Here is an 18,506-nt window from a genome sequence, read left to right on the forward strand (position 1 = left end):
TTTATGGCATTAACAGCGACGGGAATAGGTTCAGGGCTCGATATCAACACTATTGTCGGTGTTTTAGTTGATGCTGAGAAATTGCCTAAAGAAGCTATTTTTGATAAAACGGAAAAAACTATTGATGCAAAAGTGTCAGCAATAGGCACCTTAAAAAGCGCTTTGTCGACTTTTCAGGATGCATTAGAAAAACTTAAAGATGGCAATAATATTAACCAGAAAACGGTATCGACTGGTGACAGCAAGTTTTTGACTGCTACGGCAGATAAAACAGCCCAGACAGGTAGTTACAGTTTAATAGTCAAACAATTAGCAACTGCCCATAAAGTCGCGGGGGCCAATACCCTTGATCCTACAATACCTGTTGGAGAAGGAAGCCTAGATTTAACCGTTAATGGTAGTAGTTTTTCTGTCACTGTTGGAGCAACCGACTCACTTGCAGATATTGCCAAAAGTATCAATGACGCCACTGATAACGTTGGGGTAACAGCAACGATTATTACCAGTGATCTTGGAAGTCGATTGGTGCTGAGTTCAGATGTGGAAGGAACAGATAGTCAGATATCCTTGGTTGCCAATGATACTGTTGGTTCTGGGCTGAATGATATGTTTGGTGGTGCGAACTTAATCGAACTTCAAGTTGCTAAGCCATCAATTATCCATGTAGATGGTCAGGAGTTAACCTCTCAAACCAATGAGGTTAAGGGGGCCATTACTGGCGTTACGCTATCTCTTACTGCTGAAGATTTGAATACCACTAGTACAGTTAAAATTGAACTGGATAAAGAGGGAATTAAAGAGAACATCACTGGTTTTGTCGATGCTTATAATAGTCTTATGGGATCTATCGATAAGCTTAGTGCTTATGATATAGAAAAAGAGACCGCAGCAGCGCTTCAAGGGGACTCTATGATCCGCTCTATAGAGTCTCAAACCCGTAATCTGATCAGCTCTCGAGTGACCGTAGATGGTGAAACCGTTGCGCTTTACGATATTGGAATCTCAGCAGATCGCTATGGAAAACTCACTATAGACAGTGAAAAACTTGATAAAGTGATCGATGAAGATATCGGTAGTATTGAAGGCTTGTTTTCAACGGAGACAAGCGGAATTGCGGTTAAGTTAGATGATCTTGTAGAAGGTTATGTTAAAACCAGTGGTCTTATCGATTCCAGAAATAATGCCTATACTAGTGATAAACAGAGATTAGACGATCAACGAGAAGCGTTTTCATTAAAGATGGAACAACTGCAAGCTAGACTTTTCAAACAGTTTAATGCCATGGATCTTGTTGTTGGTCAGCTAAACCAACAAGCTGGTGGTATTATCAATGGGCTCAACTCCCTTCCTGGAGTTGTTAGGGCTCAAAGTTAAAACATCTATTATTTTGGAGTGAAATTTGACGAGTTTTCTTGAGTTGGAAGCGTTGAACAAATCTCTCGCTGAGTTGTTAACTATTTTGGATAAAGAACCTGCGGAAAATGAGCTGGCGGATGAGTTGGTATCAAACTTGCTTGACTTAGTTGGTAGGCGTCAACTTTTGCTTAATGAGTTACTTATAAATATTCAGCCTGAAGATAAAACAATGTGGCTGAAACAATTAGAGTTAACTCATGGTTTTGAGCAACGAGCTAAAGTTATAATGCGGCATAGACAAGAGTTGATGCATCTGAGTAGTAAAAGTAAACGTCAAATTAGTGTTTACAAATCAATCGATGCTAAATAGGTAGGAATTTATGAGAAAGTCACTGCAATCATATCGTAAAGTATCTGTTGAGAGTGAAATCTCGGTCGCTTCACCACACAGAATAATACAGATGATGTTTGAAGGTGCTTTACAGCGTCTAGCACAAAGTCGCTATGCAATAGAAAACAATGATATAGCCAATAAAGGCATCTATATAGGTAAGGCCGTAGGTTTAATAACAGGCTTAAATAACAGTCTGGATATGGATGCCGGTGGTGATATTGCTGGTAACCTTTCCGATCTCTACGATTTTATGTTACGACGTGTTTCTGAAGCAAACATCAATAATGATGTACGTGCGATTGATGATGTCAGCGATATCTTAAAAACAATAAAAGAAGGCTGGGATGCAATTCCGCCCGAAATGCATCATATGGCTTCGCATACTGAAGCTATTTAATCTTTATAGGTATATATCTACAAGGGGCAATGCCCCTTGTTTCATTGACTCCAGTCAAAAAGTTGACATTCAAACCATAATTCGTTGACTAAATTCAGAAAAACTAAAATAGTTCTGCTAAAATCAATTTAGTGGAGCATAAAATGCATCAGGCACTTGCTAATAGCTTGCTGATAATACACTATTCCTCACGGTAGTTATTTTGTTAAATATGTACTGGAATATACTACTCCGCTTTTTGAAGCAACAAACACTTATAATTAATGCGAATAATAACGAGCGCTTTACGGCTTTTTGAATGATGCAAACAGATCAACGAATTCTACTTGTCGGTAACCAGTCTGAGCGAATTAATCGCTTGTCGTGTGTATTTGAATTTTTGGGTGAGCAAGTTGAGTTAGTCGCAGTCGATAAATTTGAATTGCGAATTCAGAACACTCGATTTAGAGCCCTTATCATCTCCTCTGACATTCAGTCTAAAGAGTTACTTCAATCTCTTGCGGTGACTTCACCATGGCAGCCCATATTATTACTTGGGGGTATGGAAGGCACCGTTGTGTCAAATATACTCGGCCATATTGAAGAACCACTTAATTATCCTCAACTGACGGAGCTATTACATTTTTGTCAGGTTTTTGTCCAAGCTAAACGGCCCAACATTCCGACGAGCGTTAATCAGACAAAGTTGTTTAGAAGTCTGGTTGGAAGAAGTGATGGTATCGCTCAGGTGCGTCACTTGATAAATCAAGTCGCACCTTCAGATGCAACGGTACTTATTCTTGGACAGTCTGGAACAGGTAAAGAGGTGGTTGCTAGAAATATTCACTATATTTCAGATCGCCGAGATGGTCCTTTTATACCTGTAAATTGTGGTGCAATTCCTGCTGAACTGCTTGAAAGTGAGCTTTTTGGTCATGAAAAAGGTTCCTTTACTGGTGCGATAAGCGCACGTAAAGGACGGTTCGAACTAGCTGAAAAGGGAACGCTTTTTCTAGATGAGATAGGTGATATGCCCCTGCAGATGCAAGTTAAATTATTGCGAGTGCTGCAAGAACGTGTTTTTGAACGTGTTGGCGGAAGTAAGTCTATTGCTACAGATGTACGTGTTGTAGCTGCAACTCATCGCAACCTTGAATCTATGATAGTAGATGGAGATTTTAGAGAGGATCTCTATTATCGTTTAAATGTCTTCCCCATAGAGATGCCTGCATTATGTGAACGTAAAGATGACATTCCTTTACTGCTACAGGAACTCATTAGTCGGGTTTATAATGAAGGACGAGGAAAAGTACGCTTTACACAAAGGGCAATTGAATCATTAAAAGAACATGCTTGGTCCGGTAATGTACGTGAATTATCAAATTTGGTAGAACGTTTGACGATTCTGTATCCTGGTGGCTTGGTCGACGTTAATGATTTACCAATCAAATATCGTCATATTGATGTACCTGAATACTGTGTTGAAGTGAGTGAAGAGGAGTTGGAGCGTGACGCGCTAGCTTCAATTTTCAGTAATGAAGAGCCTATTGAGATACCTGAATCACGTTTTCCAAGTGAACTTCCACCTGAAGGCGTGAATTTGAAAGACCTCTTAGCTGAGCTTGAAATTGACATGATCAGACAAGCTTTAGAGCAGCAAGATAATGTGGTGGCCAGAGCAGCTGAAATGCTAGGAATTAGGCGAACCACACTTGTTGAAAAAATGAGAAAATATGGTATGGGGAAGGAATAATCCTGAATTATATCAAGTTTAACAATAATGACCCTTATATTTTGTAAGGGTTTTTTTTATCTGGTAGTTTCCTATACAGTCTTACCCATGTCAGCTTTATTCCTTCAGTTTTGTTTCTGGCGTAAAACTTGCTTTATCCATGTTAGTAGCAATTTTTTGACGGAGTGAATATGTCCGTAAGTCCCCATATACACAATGATACGACGCCTGTGCATAAAGCGGCATGGTTGGAAGTGGCACCTGCTGCGAATATGTCCAATCGGATGGAGCATATTTTGCAAGCTATGCCCTCTGGTGTGGTGATCATTAATGGTGATGGGGTTGTGACAGATGCCAATCCAGTAGCGATTAAGCTTTTAGGTCTACCTTTAGAAGGCTTAAAGTGGATTCAAATTATCAACCGTGCTTTTTCTCCTCAAGATGATGATGGACATGAAGTCTCGCTTCGAAATGGACGTAGGGTCAAAATTGCAATTACGCCACTTACGCCAGAAAGTGGACAATTGATAGTGTTAACTGACCTGACAGAAACCCGTTTATTGCAAAAAAACCTATCTCATCTTCAGCGTCTTTCGGCGTTAGGCAAGATGGTAGCAACTCTGGCACATCAAGTACGAACACCTTTAACTGCAGCTTTACTATATGCTTCAAATCTAGGCAGTCCTAAATTAGCTGAAAGCTCTAGACGTCGATTTCAAAAGAAATTAGTAGACAGGCTCAATGAACTTGAACATCAAGTAAATGACATGCTGTTGATGGCTAAGGGTCGGCAACAAGATCAAGATAAGCCAGAGAACATTTCAACTGTAATGGATAGGGTGTTAGCTAATTGTGAACCGATTGCTGAACAGTATTGTTGTCGCCTTGAATTTATCGATTCAACCAAGAGTCAATTCTTGGCTAACTCAAGTGCACTGAGTTCCGCAATTAATAATCTTGTTATTAACAGTATCGAAGCGGGATCGACAGCAATTAAAATTAATGGATATGAAACAAGTAAATTTTTGCATATCGATATTATCGATAACGGTAAAGGCTTAGACAAAGCGTCACAGCAGAAAGTACTTGAGCCTTTTTTTACTACCAAGGCACAAGGCACTGGGCTCGGTTTAGCAGTTGTTCAGTCTGTTATGGCTAATCATAGTGGAAAACTGCAACTTAGATGTGAAGAAACAAAAGGTTGTACGGCATCATTGCATTTCCCCAAAATTTTGCAGGATGGATCTGAGCGTCAAACTCAGTCGTATATTTTAGAAGATGATGAAGGAGCTGAGTATGTCGGAAGGTAAACTATTATTAGTTGAAGATGACCATTCACTTCGAGAAGCCCTATTAGATACCTTATTGATGGCACACTATGAGTGCGTTGACGTTGCTTGTGCAGAAGATGCAATAGTGAAACTCAAGCATGAGTCATTTGATATGGTGATAAGCGATGTACAGATGCAAGGCGTTGGCGGTTTAGGTTTACTTAATTATCTTCAGCAGCACCATACACAAGTGCCTATGTTATTGATGACTGCTTATGCCACGATTGATAATGCAGTTAATGCTATTAAGCTAGGTGCAGTTGATTATTTAGCAAAACCATTCTCACCTGAAGTTCTATTAAATCAAGTGTCTCGATACTTAAAACCTAAATCATGTCAAGGGCAACCTATTGTTGCCGATGAAAAGAGTTTAGCTTTGTTGTCGTTAGCTCAAAAAGTAGCGGCATCTGATGCCTCTGTAATGATAATGGGCCCTAGTGGTTCAGGTAAAGAGGTGCTAGCTCGCTTTATTCATCAAAATAGTAGTCGGGCTGAACAGCCGTTTGTGGCAATTAACTGTGCTGCGATCCCAGAAAATATGCTTGAAGCGACTCTTTTTGGTTATGAAAAAGGGGCTTTTACGGGGGCTTATCAGGCTTGCCCTGGGAAATTTGAACAAGCTCAAGGAGGAACCTTACTGCTAGATGAAATTTCTGAGATGGAGTTAGGACTTCAGGCTAAACTGCTACGTGTTTTACAGGAGCGGGAAGTCGAACGTATTGGTGGGCGTAAGAACATAAAACTCGATGTAAGGGTCTTGGCAACCTCAAACCGGGATCTCAAGTCGTTGGCGGCTTCAGGTGAGTTTAGAGAAGATCTCTATTACAGGATCAATGTTTTCCCTTTGACCTGGCCCTCATTAAATCAAAGACCTGCCGATATTTTGCCATTGGCCAGACATCTGTTGTCAAAACATGCCATCACATCTGGCTTAGCTGAAACTCCAGTGTTGGAAGAGAGTGCTGCACGTCGTTTGTTGACTCATCGATGGCCCGGAAATGTCAGAGAGTTAGATAATGTTATCCAAAGAGCATTGATCCTATTTAATGGAAGTTGCATTACTTACAAAGACATTATTCTAGATGTAGATGAAGTGATACTAACACCGGATAAAACGTTTAAAATCAATAGTCAAGAGAGCTCAGTTGAATTGGAAGCTTTAGGTGACGAGTTAAAAGCGCAGGAACATGTCATTATTCTCGAGACGTTGACTCAATGTCAGGGAAGTCGAAAACTGGTTGCTGAGAAGCTTGGAATAAGCGCGAGAACACTCAGATATAAAATGGCTAAAATGAGAGATGCTGGAATACAACTTCCTGCTTAATATACGCTAGCAGGATACGTTAAAGCCAGCCGCTAGCGACTACGGATAACGGAATAGCCTATGGCCGCACAGAACGCTGAGCTTACGGTATAATCAAAAAAAAGTAGTGTCATCTAGAGCAAAATCAAAGAATTGATCTTGCTCTTTTTATTTTTAGTAACATTTATCCAAGCTTTAAGTTCTTAACCGTAAACGCCAGCGTTCCGTTATCCGTCAACGCAGCGTCAATTTTTGCTTTGAATATATTGGCTAATTTATTGCATGGTCATTATCAAGATTCATTTTTGTCAACTATCTGTCAATACCCTAACCGTTAGTCGACTATTTGGGAGAAACCTATGCAAATCGGAGCAAACTCTTTACTACAAGAGATGAAGTCACTTAGTGGTGAAATTCCTACAGGTAGTATCAGCACCCAAATTTCACAGCAGGTAAGGAGTACTTCAGGAAGTGATTTTGCTGCGTTGCTATCTCAAGCAGTAGGTCATGTTGGCGAGTTGCAGGCAAATTCAGGTGAGCTTTCCACTAGACTAGATATGGGAGACACTCGGGTTTCACTGTCTGACACCGTTATCGCGCGCGAGAAAGCCAGTGTTGCTTTCGAAGCCACTGTTCAAGTTAGAAATAAACTAGTAGAAGCGTATAAAGAGATCATGAGTATGCCTGTGTAATACATTGCAACATTTAGTTTTATTACATTTCGTTGGTATTTAAATTACGTAGTAAATAATAGACAAGCAGGGATCTATTTTGAGCACAGATATGGTTGTAGGTACAAACTCTACGCTAACAAGCAATGACGTTGCCGGTGGGGTACAAGAAGAGAATAAGTCTGGTGGACTTGGGTCTTTTGGCGGAGCAGATATGTTGCGCCAGCTGACTATGATTCTTGCGCTTGCTATCTGTCTTGCCGTTGCTGTGTTTGTGATGTTATTGGCACAAGAATCTGAATTTAGGCCATTGGGGAAAATGGCAACTGAAGATATGATTCAGGTGCTCGATGTGCTGGATAAGAATAAAGTTGCTTATAAGATTGAAGGAGATGTAGTCAAAGTTCCGGAAGAGATGTTTCAAGATGTCAAATTGATGCTTAGCAGAGAGGGTGTTGATAACTCTCCCAGTGCGAATGATTACCTGAGCCAGGACAGTGGATTTGGTGTTAGTCAACGCATGGAGCAAGCAAGGCTAAAACACAGTCAAGAACAGAATTTAGCGAGAGTCATTGAGGAGCTTAGAAGTGTCACTCGTGCAAAAGTGATATTGGCCATACCTAAAGAAAATGTGTTTGCAAGAAACCGTGCAAAACCAAGTGCAACCGTGGTGGTCACTTCTCGTCGTAGTGGTTTAGGTCAAGAGGAAGTCGATTCAATCGTCGATATCGTTGCTTCTGCGGTTCAAGGGTTAGAGCCAACACGAGTAACCGTTACCGATTCCAATGGCCGTCTGCTCAACTCTGGTAGTCAGGATGGTGTGTCTGCACGAGCCAGGCGTGAACTAGAGCTTGTTCAACAAAAAGAATCTGAGTACAGGTACAAGATTGAATCCATTTTAATGCCAATACTTGGTCCAGAAAACTTTACTTCACAAGTCGATGTAAATATGGACTTTACTGCCGTTGAACAAACGGCAAAACGGTACAATCCAGATTTACCTGCACTGCGTAGTGAGATGACTGTTGAGAATAGTTCTAATGCCGGAACTAGCGGCGGTATTCCCGGGGCGTTGAGTAATCAACCACCAATGGAAGCGAATATTCCTCAAGATGCATTGGCAGATCAGGCCAATCAAGCTGACAAAAATTCAGGTTCTATTCATAAAGAAGCGACTAGAAATTTTGAGTTAGACACTATTATAAGTCATACCAGACAACAAATTGGAGTGGTAAGGCGAGTAAGTGTATCAGTTGCTATAGATTTTAAATCAGGTCCAGCTGCTGAAGATGGTCAAGTGAGCCGCGTACCCCGTACCGATCAGGAGATGAGTAATATTCGACGTTTACTTGAAGGCGCCGTCGGATTTAATACCCAGCGTGGAGATGTGATCGAAGTGGTCACCATTCCGTTTATGGATCAATTAATTGAGGCAGCGCCTACCCTTGAAATGTGGGAGCAACCTTGGTTTTGGCGAGCCGCAAAACTGGCGATGGGTGGACTCGTTATCCTCGCCCTCATTTTATTTATTGTCAGACCTTTGTTGAAAAAACTCATCTACCCAGATAGCTCAGCATTACCTGATGACCCGAAATTTGGTGATGAGTTAGCCGAGATAGAAGATCAATATGCATCGGACACGTTAGGAATGTTAAAACGCCCTGATGCTGAATATAGCTACAACGATGACGGTTCAATCTTGATACCGGATCTGCATAAAGATGATGACATGATTAAGGCGATAAGGGCTCTTGTGGCCAATGAGCCTGAATTGTCGACACAGGTCGTTAAGGGATGGTTACAAGAAAATGAACAATAATAAAGAGGTGGCGGAGGCTGGAGCAAAGGGCAAATCGGTTATCGATGAGCTTAGTGGTGTTGAAAAAACGGCGATATTACTGCTGAGTTTAAGTGAGGCTGATGCTGCTTCTATTTTAAAGCATCTAGAGCCCAAACAAGTTCAGAAAGTGGGTATGGTCATGGCGGCGATGAAAGACTTTGGTCAGCAGAAAGTCATTGCAGTACATCAACTGTTTCTCGAAGAAGTACAAAAATATTCATCTATCGGTTTCAATAGTGAAGAGTTTGTACGTAAGGCTCTGACGGCAGCGTTAGGTGAAGATAAAGCGGGTAATTTAATTGAACAGATCATTATGGGAAGCGGCGCTAAGGGTCTCGAATCTTTGAAATGGATGGACTCGCGCCAAGTTGCTACTATTATTCAAAATGAACATCCGCAGATCCAAACTATCGTACTTTCCTACTTAGAGCCAGATCAAGCCGCAGAAATCTTGGCGCAATCACCGGAGAATACTCGTCTTGATCTCATGATGCGAATCGCAAATTTGGAAGAAGTTCAGCCGGCGGCTTTGCAAGAGTTAAATGATATCATGGAGAAACAGTTTGCAGGCCAAGGCGGAGCACAAGCTGCGAAGATGGGCGGTTTGAAAGCCGCTGCAAATATCATGAACTACTTAGATACTGGTGTTGAAAGTCAGCTGATGGAAACATTACGTGAGTCTGATGAGGAGATGGCTCAACAGATACAAGATCTAATGTTTGTGTTTGAGAACCTAATCGATGTTGACGATATCGGCATACAAGCGTTATTAAGAGAAGTTCAACAAGATGTATTAATGAAAGCGCTTAAAGGTGCTGATGATCTACTTAAAGATAAAGTCCTTAGTAATATGTCAAAGCGAGCAGCTGAACTATTAGCAGATGATCTTGAAGCTATGGGGCCAATCAGGATCAGTGAGGTTGAAGTTGCACAGAAAGAGATATTGTCTATTGCTCGTCGTTTGAGCGACAGCGGTGAAATTATGTTAGGCGGCGGTGGCGGTGAAGAGTTCTTATAATGAAACCAAATAAACCTGAAGACGCGACCGATATTGAGGTGAATGAGAGTAAACATGAGTTCACTCATTGGCATATACCTGATGTCACAGAAGCCATTCCTGAAGATATATCAAATCTTTTTGGGCGAAGAGAAGCTCAAAAACCGTTAACGGATGAAGCTGTTTCTATCTTGCCGCCGACCTTGAGTCAAATCGAGGAAATTAGGCAGGAAGCTGAGAATGAAGGTTTTACTCAAGGCAAAGAGGAGGGACACCAAGCGGGACTTGAAGCCGGCCGTCTAGAAGGGTTGGAGCAAGGTCACGGTGAAGGATTTGAGCAAGGTAAGGAACAAGGCTATCAAGAGGGGTTAGAAAAAGCGTTAGAGATGCTAAAACGATTTGAAGGTTTGATTGAGCAATTTGAGAAGCCGCTAGAACTGCTTGATAACGAGATAGAGCAAGAGTTAGTGTCACTTACATTGAAATTATCTCGCGCCGTTATCGGCCATGAGATAAAAACTCATCCAGAACATATACTGGCCGCATTAAGACAAGGCGTCGATTCTCTTCCTCTGAAGGAGCAAGGAGTCGTTATCCGCTTACATCCTGATGACCATCAACTCACTCAGGAATTATATACCGCTAACCAGTTGGAAAAAAATCGATGGCAGCTTGAGGTCGATCCTAGTTTGTCTCCTGGAGATTGCATCATTTTAAGCCAACGCAGTAATATTGATATGCGGCTGGAATCTCGAATGAGTGCAGTATTGCAGGAGTTGGAAGGCCATCACCAGCACTTAGGTCAAATTGTTGAGCAGCAAAAACAGGCATTAGATACTTCCTCCATGGTCAATCAAGGCGAGTCAATAGCGGAGTCAAGTTCGGATCCTGAATTGAACGTTGCTGATACGATTTCCGAAACTGACAGAGACACATCGAATGATGAGCCAGTTAATCAAGCTGATGCATCTGCGACACCAATATCTGGTGATGATTCAGGCGACAAGCCGCAATAAGCGGCAGTTGTTGTCAAAGAACTTAAATAGAATAATCGTTTTTTTAGGTATTAAATTGTTTCTAGCCACAAGGCGAACAAAAGATGCATAGCCGTCAGAACCAACTGCTTAATAAAATTAAACAACAGTCGGGAAAAGTCCATCCATTCGTTGCCGAAGCGAGTGGCCAACTTGTTCGCGTGGTTGGATTAACACTGGAGGCGACGGGTTGTCGTGCTTCGATTGGTAGCCTTTGCAGTATTGAGACGTTAGCAGGTGATCTCGTTGCTGAAGTGGTCGGTTTTGATGACAAGCTTCTTTACTTGATGCCGATAGAGGAGCTTCGAGGGGTTTTACCCGGTGCTAAAGTGACGCCTCTAGGAGAGCAAAGTGGACTGAATGTAGGTCTATCTTTACTCGGTAGAGTGCTCGATGGTAATGGCCAACCTCTTGATGGTTTGGGGCGCTTACAAACGGATCAAAAGGTGCCAAGACACACGGTCCCTATTAATCCCTTATCCCGCCGCGCAATAACCGAGCCACTCGATGTGGGGGTCAGAGCCATTAATGCCATGCTGACGGTAGGTAAAGGGCAAAGGATGGGGCTTTTTGCAGGTTCCGGCGTAGGTAAGAGTGTACTGCTTGGCATGATGACTAGGGGGACCACTGCCGACATTATCGTGGTGGGATTAGTGGGTGAACGTGGCCGGGAAGTAAAAGAATTTATTGAGGAGATATTAGGTGAAGAGGGACGTGCTCGCTCAGTCGTTGTGGCAGCTCCTGCCGATACTTCCCCCTTGATGCGACTAAGAGCCTGTGAAACGTCAACCCGTATAGCTGAATATTTCAGAGACTTGGGTTATAACGTATTATTATTGATGGACAGTCTAACCCGTTATGCCCAAGCGCAAAGAGAGATAGCCCTAGCTGTAGGGGAACCGCCTGCAACCAAAGGATATCCGCCTTCGGTATTTGCAAAACTGCCTAAATTAGTCGAAAGAGCAGGTAATGGAGCACCTGGCCAAGGTTCGATTACCGCTTTTTATACTGTACTCACTGAGGGGGATGATCTACAAGATCCGATAGCAGATGCGGCAAGGGCTATTTTAGATGGTCACATCGTATTGTCCCGTCAATTAGCCGACTCTGGTCATTACCCTGCGATTGATGTCGAAGCCTCTATCAGCCGTGTTGCCCCTATGGTCATAAGTCAAGAGCACCTAGAAGCGATGCGTCGTGTGAAGCAAGTTTACTCTCTGTATCAACAGAATAAAGATCTTATCTCTATTGGCGCTTACACTCAGGGAAGCGATCCAAGGATAGATAATTCGATTAGATTGCAGCCAGCCATGAACGCTTTTTTAAGGCAAACCATGAAAGAAGCAATAAGTTTTGATAGCAGTGTGCTTATGCTGACCCAAATGGGCGCGCAGTGTAAGGTTTAAGCGCTGCTCTATTTTAACAAGTGAAAGCTAAATTAATATTAGTAATCCGTGTTCTTTTTTGGAGATTAAATGGCAAAACATGATCCGTTAGATACAGTATTAAAACTGGCAAAGGATGCGGAAGAACAAGCGGGGTTACAACTAAAGTCAGCTCAATTGATGTTACAAAAATGTCAGAGTCAGCTAGAGGCCTTGAGAAACTATCGTCTCGATTATATGAAGCAGATGGAAGACCATCATGGCAAGAGTATCAGTGCGAGTTATTACCATCAGTTTCATCAGTTCGTTAGACAAATTGATAAAGCTATCACCAAGCAGGTCGTGTCTATTCAGGACGCTGATAGTCAAAGAATACACAGACAAAAGCACTGGCAACAAATGCAACAAAAACGCAAAGCCGTTGAGCTTCTTCTTGCTCGCAAAGCAGAAAAAGTGGCACAAGAGGCGTTAAGACAAGAACAGAAGATGATAGATGAATTCGCTTCTCAACAGTTTTATCGAAAGCGAGTGCGTTAACCTTATCTTTCTATTCTACTTCTTACTTTTGGCACTGATATTGCTGTAATTATCTATATAGATTCTTTTCGACTCGCGGGTCGACATTTTGACGCTAAAAATAGGCCTTTATCTCGTAGGCTTTAGCGTTCTGGAGGCTTTATGCAGAAAATGTCCAATGTACTTTTAGCCAGTAATAAAGCTGAAAATAAACCAAACACAGAGATTAAACAAGCGGTTAACGACAATAAGTCCTCCGAAAATAGTGATTTTTCTTCGGCATTACAACAAGCAAGTGTAGAAGCTAAGCAACAAGTTAAAATTAAATCAAATGAAAGTGTTAGCACTAAAGTTGAGTTAGATAATGCTAGCAATATAAATCGCCAGACGGATGCTGAAGAGCAAGCACTCATTGAATCTCAACATCAGAACGGATCAAGTACCGAGGGTGAGACTGATGTATCCCACGTGCTAGCTCAAATTAATCTGGCTTCTGAGTTGAATAATGCCGATAGAGTGGTATCTACAGTCATCATTGAAGAAGGCGGCGATAGTTTGCCGCTTGGAGATCTCATTAAAGATGAGGTGTTAATTGATAGCTTAGGTTTGAATATTACGGAGGGGACAGAAAAAGGTCTGGGAGTACTGGATCCCGCAACGGCAGAACCTCTAGATAACAAGACACTTACTGAGTTATTAAATAAAAGTGGTCTTACACTAGAGGAGTTGCAAACTCTTTCTCCAGAGGTATTAACTCAGCTGATTACTTTCGTTAAAAGTGGTGAAGGTAATGTTCAAGATATTCTTGATGTAAGAAAGCAAGTTGAGATATTAGCCGGCGATGGGGTTAAAAATCATCAAGCTACATATGCACAGAACAAAGCAATGGAAATCGATGCTTCTAAAAATGAACCTGCTCTAGTTGGTAGCGCTGCAGAAAAAGAAAGGCCACAGGGGCAAACACTACCTGCAATTGAGACAAAACCATTAAACACGGCTCAGCTTCAACAAGTCGAATTAAATAAAGAGCAGAGTTTGGTCCTAGATAACAAAGGGCAATTATCGAGTTTTGAGAGTAAAGCCATGAATGTTCAGGGGCAAGAGACTGCATTCAAGAGTAAAGGTGAAAGCGTTAAGCTCAACAGTATCTTAGGTGAGAAGCTGGCTAGTCAAACAGAAGGACAAGTCGTTGCAGAAGAACAACTCAAAGGCGCTGAACTTTCAGTTAAATTGACGCCGATGAAAGCAGGAATGGAGTTTGGTTCGGCTTTCACTGAAACAGCGGTAGAGTCTAAACTTCAGCAAGCAAGCTCACAGCTAACACCACAACAAACAACTCGAAGTGATATTGCACAAATTCAATTGTCACTGAAGCAAAGTAATGAGCAGCAGGTACAGATGCAAGATATGATCCAGCGATTTTCACCTGTGATGAAACAACAACTTATTACGATGGTTAGTCAAGGGATACAACATGCAGAAATCAGACTTGATCCACCTGAGTTAGGTCAATTAATGGTGCGGATTCAGGTTCAAGGGGATCAAACACAAGTGCAATTTCAGGTAGCACAACATCAAACTCGTGATCTTATCGAGCAAGCTATTCCAAGGTTAAAAGAGCTTTTGTCTGAGCAGGGATTGCAATTGACTGATAGCCAAGTTTCTCAAGAGAATGAAGGTAATGGCGCTGATGGAGAACAAAACTCAGAAGATAGTGGAAGTCAGTTTGGTACGGAGCTGGATGAAATATCATCAGAAGAATCGTTAATAAGCTCAAAACAAGCAACTAGTTACCCTTCAGGTATAGATTATTACGCATAAGCAGGTAACCTATAGGAATTGAATGTGTGGATTGTCTTAAATTTAGCTAAAATCCTTATTGAGACTAAGCTTTTATCCAGATTTTACATATTCTAAAAACATGTTGAAAAGGGAAATAAAATGGCCGATGAAGAATCATTAGAGCTGGAAGGGAATAATGAACCCAAGAGTAAGAAAAAGCTGATTGTATTTGGTGTCATCGGTCTGGTTTTGTTACTGGCGATTGGTGGCGGTGTGTGGTTCTTCCTTGGTTCAAGTGAATCTAGTGATTCAGCAATGACAGAAGATGGCATTGCTGAAGTCGTTGAAGAGGAGAACACTGGCGAGGCTTTTTATGTTGGTATGCCAAGGCCTTTTTTGTTTAACCTTCCTGGTGCAACTCGTTCGAGGTTAGTTGAGATTAAAGTTCAACTTATGGTTCGGGGAGCTGATGATGATATTTTAATAAAGAAACATATCCCACTAATCGAAGATGCGTTACTGACTACGTTCAGCAGTGCAGATGTTCAGAAAATGAGTTCGTTAGCAGGAAAAGATGAGTTACGACAGCTGGCATTACTCAATGTACAAAACACACTACAGCCAATTACTGGGAGCAAAGTCGTCGAGAAAGTATTGTTTACGGGTTTTGTCATGCAATAACCTTTTGAACCGTTATTCATTTTTATTGTTTCGATATGAAAATAATAAAATACTATAATTTTAGAGTGTTAGGTGGATATCTTAAGACTGTAGGCATAGGTTTTAATTAAATGCTTATATGATGAGTCGCCCTCTTTTTATCGTTTAATTAAGGCAATATTGTGAGTGATCTATTAAGCCAAGACGAAATCGATGCGTTACTGCATGGAGTTGATGATGTTGAGGAAGATGAAGAAGAGCTAGATAGTGGCGATGCCCGCTCTTATGATTTCTCCTCTCAAGATCGTATTGTCCGTGGACGTATGCCAACGCTTGAGATCGTAAATGAACGGTTTGCTCGTCATTTACGAATTAGCATGTTTAACATGATGCGCCGCGCTGCTGAAGTCTCAATTAATGGTGTGCAAATGCTCAAATTCGGTGAGTATGTTCATTCCTTGTTTGTACCTACCAGTTTAAATATGGTGCGCTTGAATCCACTAAAAGGTACAGCGTTAATCACCATGGAAGCGAGACTCGTTTTTATTCTTGTGGATAACTTTTTTGGTGGTGATGGTCGTTTCCATGCCAAGATTGAAGGGCGAGAGTTCACTCCTACAGAAAGACGGATTGTGCAACTCTTACTTAAAATTATTTTCGAAGATTATAAGGATGCTTGGGCACCAGTGATGGACGTAGAATTTGATTATCTGGATTCAGAAGTCAACCCTGCGATGGCCAACATCGTCAGCCCTACTGAAGTTGTTGTTGTAAGCTCATTTCATATTGAGGTCGATGGAGGGGGAGGTGACTTCCATATTACTTTGCCTTACTCGATGATAGAGCCTATACGTGAACTTCTTGATGCTGGAGTGCAAAGTGATACTCAAGATACTGATATGCGTTGGTCTCAAGCGTTAAGAGACGAAATTATGGATGTTGATGTGGGAATCGATGCCACCATTGTTGAGCATAAAATTACTCTGAGGGATGTTATGGGACTTAAAGCTGGGGATATCATTCCTGTCGAACTCCCAGAACATATCATCCTACGAGTGGAAGATTTGCCTACTTATAGATGTAAGTTAGGTAAGGCTCGAGATAACTTAGCTTTACGTATTATTGAGAAAATTCCACGGCCTGAAACAGCCAAGTCAGAACTTCAGCTGATCACTCGTAAAGCAAAAGTTCGAGAAGTTAAAGAGTTATAAGATGTAGCTACAGTTAGTTATGAACGGTCTAGCAAATATAAAACTAAGGTAGATAAGATGAGTACAGAAGATACTGGTGATGATTGGGCCAATGCGATGGCCGAACAGGCATTAGAAGAGGTGGAAGCTGTTGAGCTTGATGAGCTTGCCGATACGGCCGCGGATCTGACAAGCGAAGAGGTTGCTAAGTTAGATGCAATTATGGACATTCCGGTGACCATATCAATGGAAGTGGGCCGCAGCTTTATTAATATTCGTAATTTATTACAGCTTAATCAAGGTTCTGTTGTGGAGCTCGATCGTGTGGCGGGAGAGCCGTTGGATGTGATGGTGAACGGTACGTTAATTGCTCACGGCGAAGTTGTCGTTGTAAATGATAAATTTGGTATTCGTCTGACAGATGTGATCAGTCAGACGGAGCGTATTAAAAAGCTAAAATAAAGGTCAGAAGATGCTTTCATTGTTTGCAGGTGGTGTTGCTGTTGCCTCCGAGGCAGTCGTTCCGGTTGAGAAAGGTTCTGCGTTAATGGCTCTGTCAAATATGATGGGAGGGCTGATACTGGTCCTCGTATTGATATTTGTATTAGCTTATATTGTTAAACGACTTAATCTAGTGCCTGCTAGTAATGGTGTACTCAAAATGGTGGCAGTTACACCGTTAGGGCAAAAAGAGAAAGTTGTGCTGATTGAAGTTGAAGGTCAACAATATCTATTGGGTGTTACTGCTCAACAGGTGAGTTTAATTGATAAGTTAGATGAAGCCGTCAAAATAGAGACGAACACTTTTGCAACTCGATTACGCCAAGCTAAGACAAAACAACTATGAAGCGAATGCTAATTTTTATTACGTTTACCTTGTTAATTATCTCTCCAGATCTTTTTGCACAAAATGGTATATTGCCTGCGGTAACGGTTACGACCGGAGCCAACGGAGAGACTCAATATTCAGTTACCATGCAGATATTACTGCTGATGACGGCGTTGAGTTTCTTGCCTGCTATGCTCATTATGTTGACGTCATTTACACGTATAATTATCGTTCTTTCTATTCTTCGGCAAGCTATCGGTTTACAACAAACTCCCTCTAATCAAGTCTTGATTGGTATGAGTATGTTTCTTACTTTTTTTATTATGTCTCCTGTATTTGATAAGGTTTATGATGAAGCTGTAAAACCTTATATTGATGAGACATTAACCATAGAACAAGCTTTTCATACGGGAAAGGAACCAATTAAGGATTTTATGTTGGCTCAAACTCGGATAACCGATCTTGAGACTTTCGTTGAAATTTCCGGATACCAAAACATTAATTCAGTGGAAGAGGCACCCATGAGTGTCATTATTCCCGCTTTTATCACAAGCGAGCTAAAAACGGCCTTCCAGATTGGCTTTATGCTTTTTGTCCCCTTTTTAGTGCTCGACCTAGTAGTGGCCAGTATTTTGATGGCAATGGGTATGATGATGTTATCACCTATGATTGTATCACTTCCCTTTAAAATTATGTTGTTTGTTCTCGTCGATGGTTGGAGTTTAGTGATGGGAACATTGGCTAATAGTTTTGGCACGTAGGGAGTCATTATGAGTCCAGAGTCTCTGGTTGATATCTTCCGTGAAGCCTTGTCTGTTATTGTGATTATTGTTTCAATGATCATCATTCCAGGTCTTATTATCGGCCTTGTGGTTGCCGTTTTTCAGGCAGCCACCTCGATTAACGAGCAAACGTTAAGCTTTTTACCTCGTTTGTTAACGACGCTATTTGCTCTTATGTTTCTTGGTCACACACTGATCCAAACAATGGTCGATTTTTTCATAGAGATGGTCAATATGATCCCACAGGTCATAGGCTAATGAGGACTGTTTTTTATGACGTTTGTTCACGGTCAGTGAATGAACATGTTAATTGTAAAGACTCTTAATT

At 41.5% G+C, this 18,506-nt stretch carries 19 protein-coding genes; all 19 read left to right on the top strand.

Features of this window, described 5'->3' with window-relative positions:
• Positions 1–3: 3 nt before the first annotated feature.
• Positions 4–1,374, top strand: coding sequence for a flagellar filament capping protein FliD (gene fliD, locus HWQ47_RS09240; protein ID WP_269970848.1), 1,371 nt, complete (start codon positions 4–6; stop codon positions 1,372–1,374).
• Positions 1,375–1,399: 25 nt separating this feature from the next.
• Positions 1,400–1,726 carry a hypothetical protein gene (locus HWQ47_RS09245; RefSeq protein ID WP_269970849.1) on the top strand — a complete coding sequence of 109 codons (327 nt, stop codon included), beginning with the start codon at positions 1,400–1,402 and terminating at the stop codon, positions 1,724–1,726.
• Positions 1,727–1,736: 10 nt separating this feature from the next.
• Positions 1,737–2,147: a flagellar export chaperone FliS gene (gene fliS / locus HWQ47_RS09250; RefSeq protein WP_269970850.1), complete on the top strand. Its 411-nt coding sequence runs from the start codon at positions 1,737–1,739 to the stop codon at positions 2,145–2,147.
• A gap of 298 nt (positions 2,148–2,445) precedes the next feature.
• Positions 2,446–3,879, top strand: coding sequence for a sigma-54 dependent transcriptional regulator (locus tag HWQ47_RS09255; RefSeq protein ID WP_269970851.1), 1,434 nt, complete (start codon positions 2,446–2,448; stop codon positions 3,877–3,879).
• A gap of 170 nt (positions 3,880–4,049) precedes the next feature.
• Positions 4,050–5,168, top strand: coding sequence for a sensor histidine kinase (locus HWQ47_RS09260; RefSeq protein WP_269970852.1), 1,119 nt, complete (start codon positions 4,050–4,052; stop codon positions 5,166–5,168).
• Positions 5,155–6,513 carry a sigma-54-dependent transcriptional regulator gene (locus HWQ47_RS09265; protein WP_269970853.1) on the top strand — a complete coding sequence of 453 codons (1,359 nt, stop codon included), beginning with the start codon at positions 5,155–5,157 and terminating at the stop codon, positions 6,511–6,513. The genes HWQ47_RS09260 and HWQ47_RS09265 overlap by 14 nt, the downstream gene beginning before the upstream one ends.
• A gap of 338 nt (positions 6,514–6,851) precedes the next feature.
• The gene (fliE, locus tag HWQ47_RS09270) at positions 6,852–7,184 is read left to right on the top strand and encodes a flagellar hook-basal body complex protein FliE (RefSeq protein ID WP_269970854.1); all 333 of its coding nucleotides are present in this window, start codon (positions 6,852–6,854) and stop codon (positions 7,182–7,184) included.
• 91 nt (positions 7,185–7,275) lie between these two features.
• On the top strand, positions 7,276–8,982 hold the full coding sequence (gene fliF / locus HWQ47_RS09275) for a flagellar basal-body MS-ring/collar protein FliF (RefSeq protein WP_269971711.1): 1,707 nt from the start codon (positions 7,276–7,278) through the stop codon (positions 8,980–8,982).
• The gene (fliG, locus tag HWQ47_RS09280; RefSeq protein WP_269970855.1) at positions 8,972–10,021 is read left to right on the top strand and encodes a flagellar motor switch protein FliG; all 1,050 of its coding nucleotides are present in this window, start codon (positions 8,972–8,974) and stop codon (positions 10,019–10,021) included. The genes fliF and fliG overlap by 11 nt, the downstream gene beginning before the upstream one ends.
• Entirely contained in the window at positions 10,021–11,016 is a 996-nt protein-coding gene (gene fliH, locus HWQ47_RS09285; RefSeq protein ID WP_269970856.1) for a flagellar assembly protein FliH, read from the top strand. Before fliG ends, fliH begins: the two co-directional genes overlap by 1 nt.
• Before the next feature lie 83 nt (positions 11,017–11,099).
• Entirely contained in the window at positions 11,100–12,440 is a 1,341-nt protein-coding gene (fliI, locus tag HWQ47_RS09290; RefSeq protein ID WP_269970857.1) for a flagellar protein export ATPase FliI, read from the top strand.
• Positions 12,441–12,509: 69 nt separating this feature from the next.
• Positions 12,510–12,956 (top strand): flagellar export protein FliJ, encoded by a 447-nt coding sequence (fliJ, locus tag HWQ47_RS09295; RefSeq protein WP_269970858.1) that lies wholly within the window; start codon positions 12,510–12,512, stop codon positions 12,954–12,956.
• 141 nt (positions 12,957–13,097) lie between these two features.
• Complete coding sequence (locus tag HWQ47_RS09300; protein WP_269970859.1) at positions 13,098–14,756, top strand: flagellar hook-length control protein FliK; 1,659 nt, start codon at positions 13,098–13,100, stop codon at positions 14,754–14,756.
• Positions 14,757–14,876: 120 nt separating this feature from the next.
• Positions 14,877–15,398: a flagellar basal body-associated protein FliL gene (fliL, locus tag HWQ47_RS09305; RefSeq protein ID WP_269970860.1), complete on the top strand. Its 522-nt coding sequence runs from the start codon at positions 14,877–14,879 to the stop codon at positions 15,396–15,398.
• 161 nt (positions 15,399–15,559) lie between these two features.
• Entirely contained in the window at positions 15,560–16,588 is a 1,029-nt protein-coding gene (gene fliM / locus HWQ47_RS09310; protein ID WP_269970861.1) for a flagellar motor switch protein FliM, read from the top strand.
• Between the two features lie 57 nt (positions 16,589–16,645).
• On the top strand, positions 16,646–17,029 hold the full coding sequence (gene fliN / locus HWQ47_RS09315) for a flagellar motor switch protein FliN (RefSeq protein ID WP_269970862.1): 384 nt from the start codon (positions 16,646–16,648) through the stop codon (positions 17,027–17,029).
• A 10-nt stretch (positions 17,030–17,039) separates the two neighbouring features.
• Complete coding sequence (gene fliO / locus HWQ47_RS09320; protein WP_269970863.1) at positions 17,040–17,414, top strand: flagellar biosynthetic protein FliO; 375 nt, start codon at positions 17,040–17,042, stop codon at positions 17,412–17,414.
• 5 nt (positions 17,415–17,419) lie between these two features.
• A complete protein-coding gene (gene fliP, locus HWQ47_RS09325; RefSeq protein WP_442802076.1) occupies positions 17,420–18,157 on the top strand; it encodes a flagellar type III secretion system pore protein FliP in 738 nt (245 codons plus the stop codon).
• Between the two features lie 9 nt (positions 18,158–18,166).
• A complete protein-coding gene (locus tag HWQ47_RS09330; protein ID WP_143563274.1) occupies positions 18,167–18,436 on the top strand; it encodes a flagellar biosynthetic protein FliQ in 270 nt (89 codons plus the stop codon).
• Positions 18,437–18,506: the final 70 nt, after the last annotated feature.

It is taken from the genome of Shewanella sp. MTB7 (assembly GCF_027571385.1).
Lineage (GTDB): Bacteria > Pseudomonadota > Gammaproteobacteria > Enterobacterales > Shewanellaceae > Shewanella.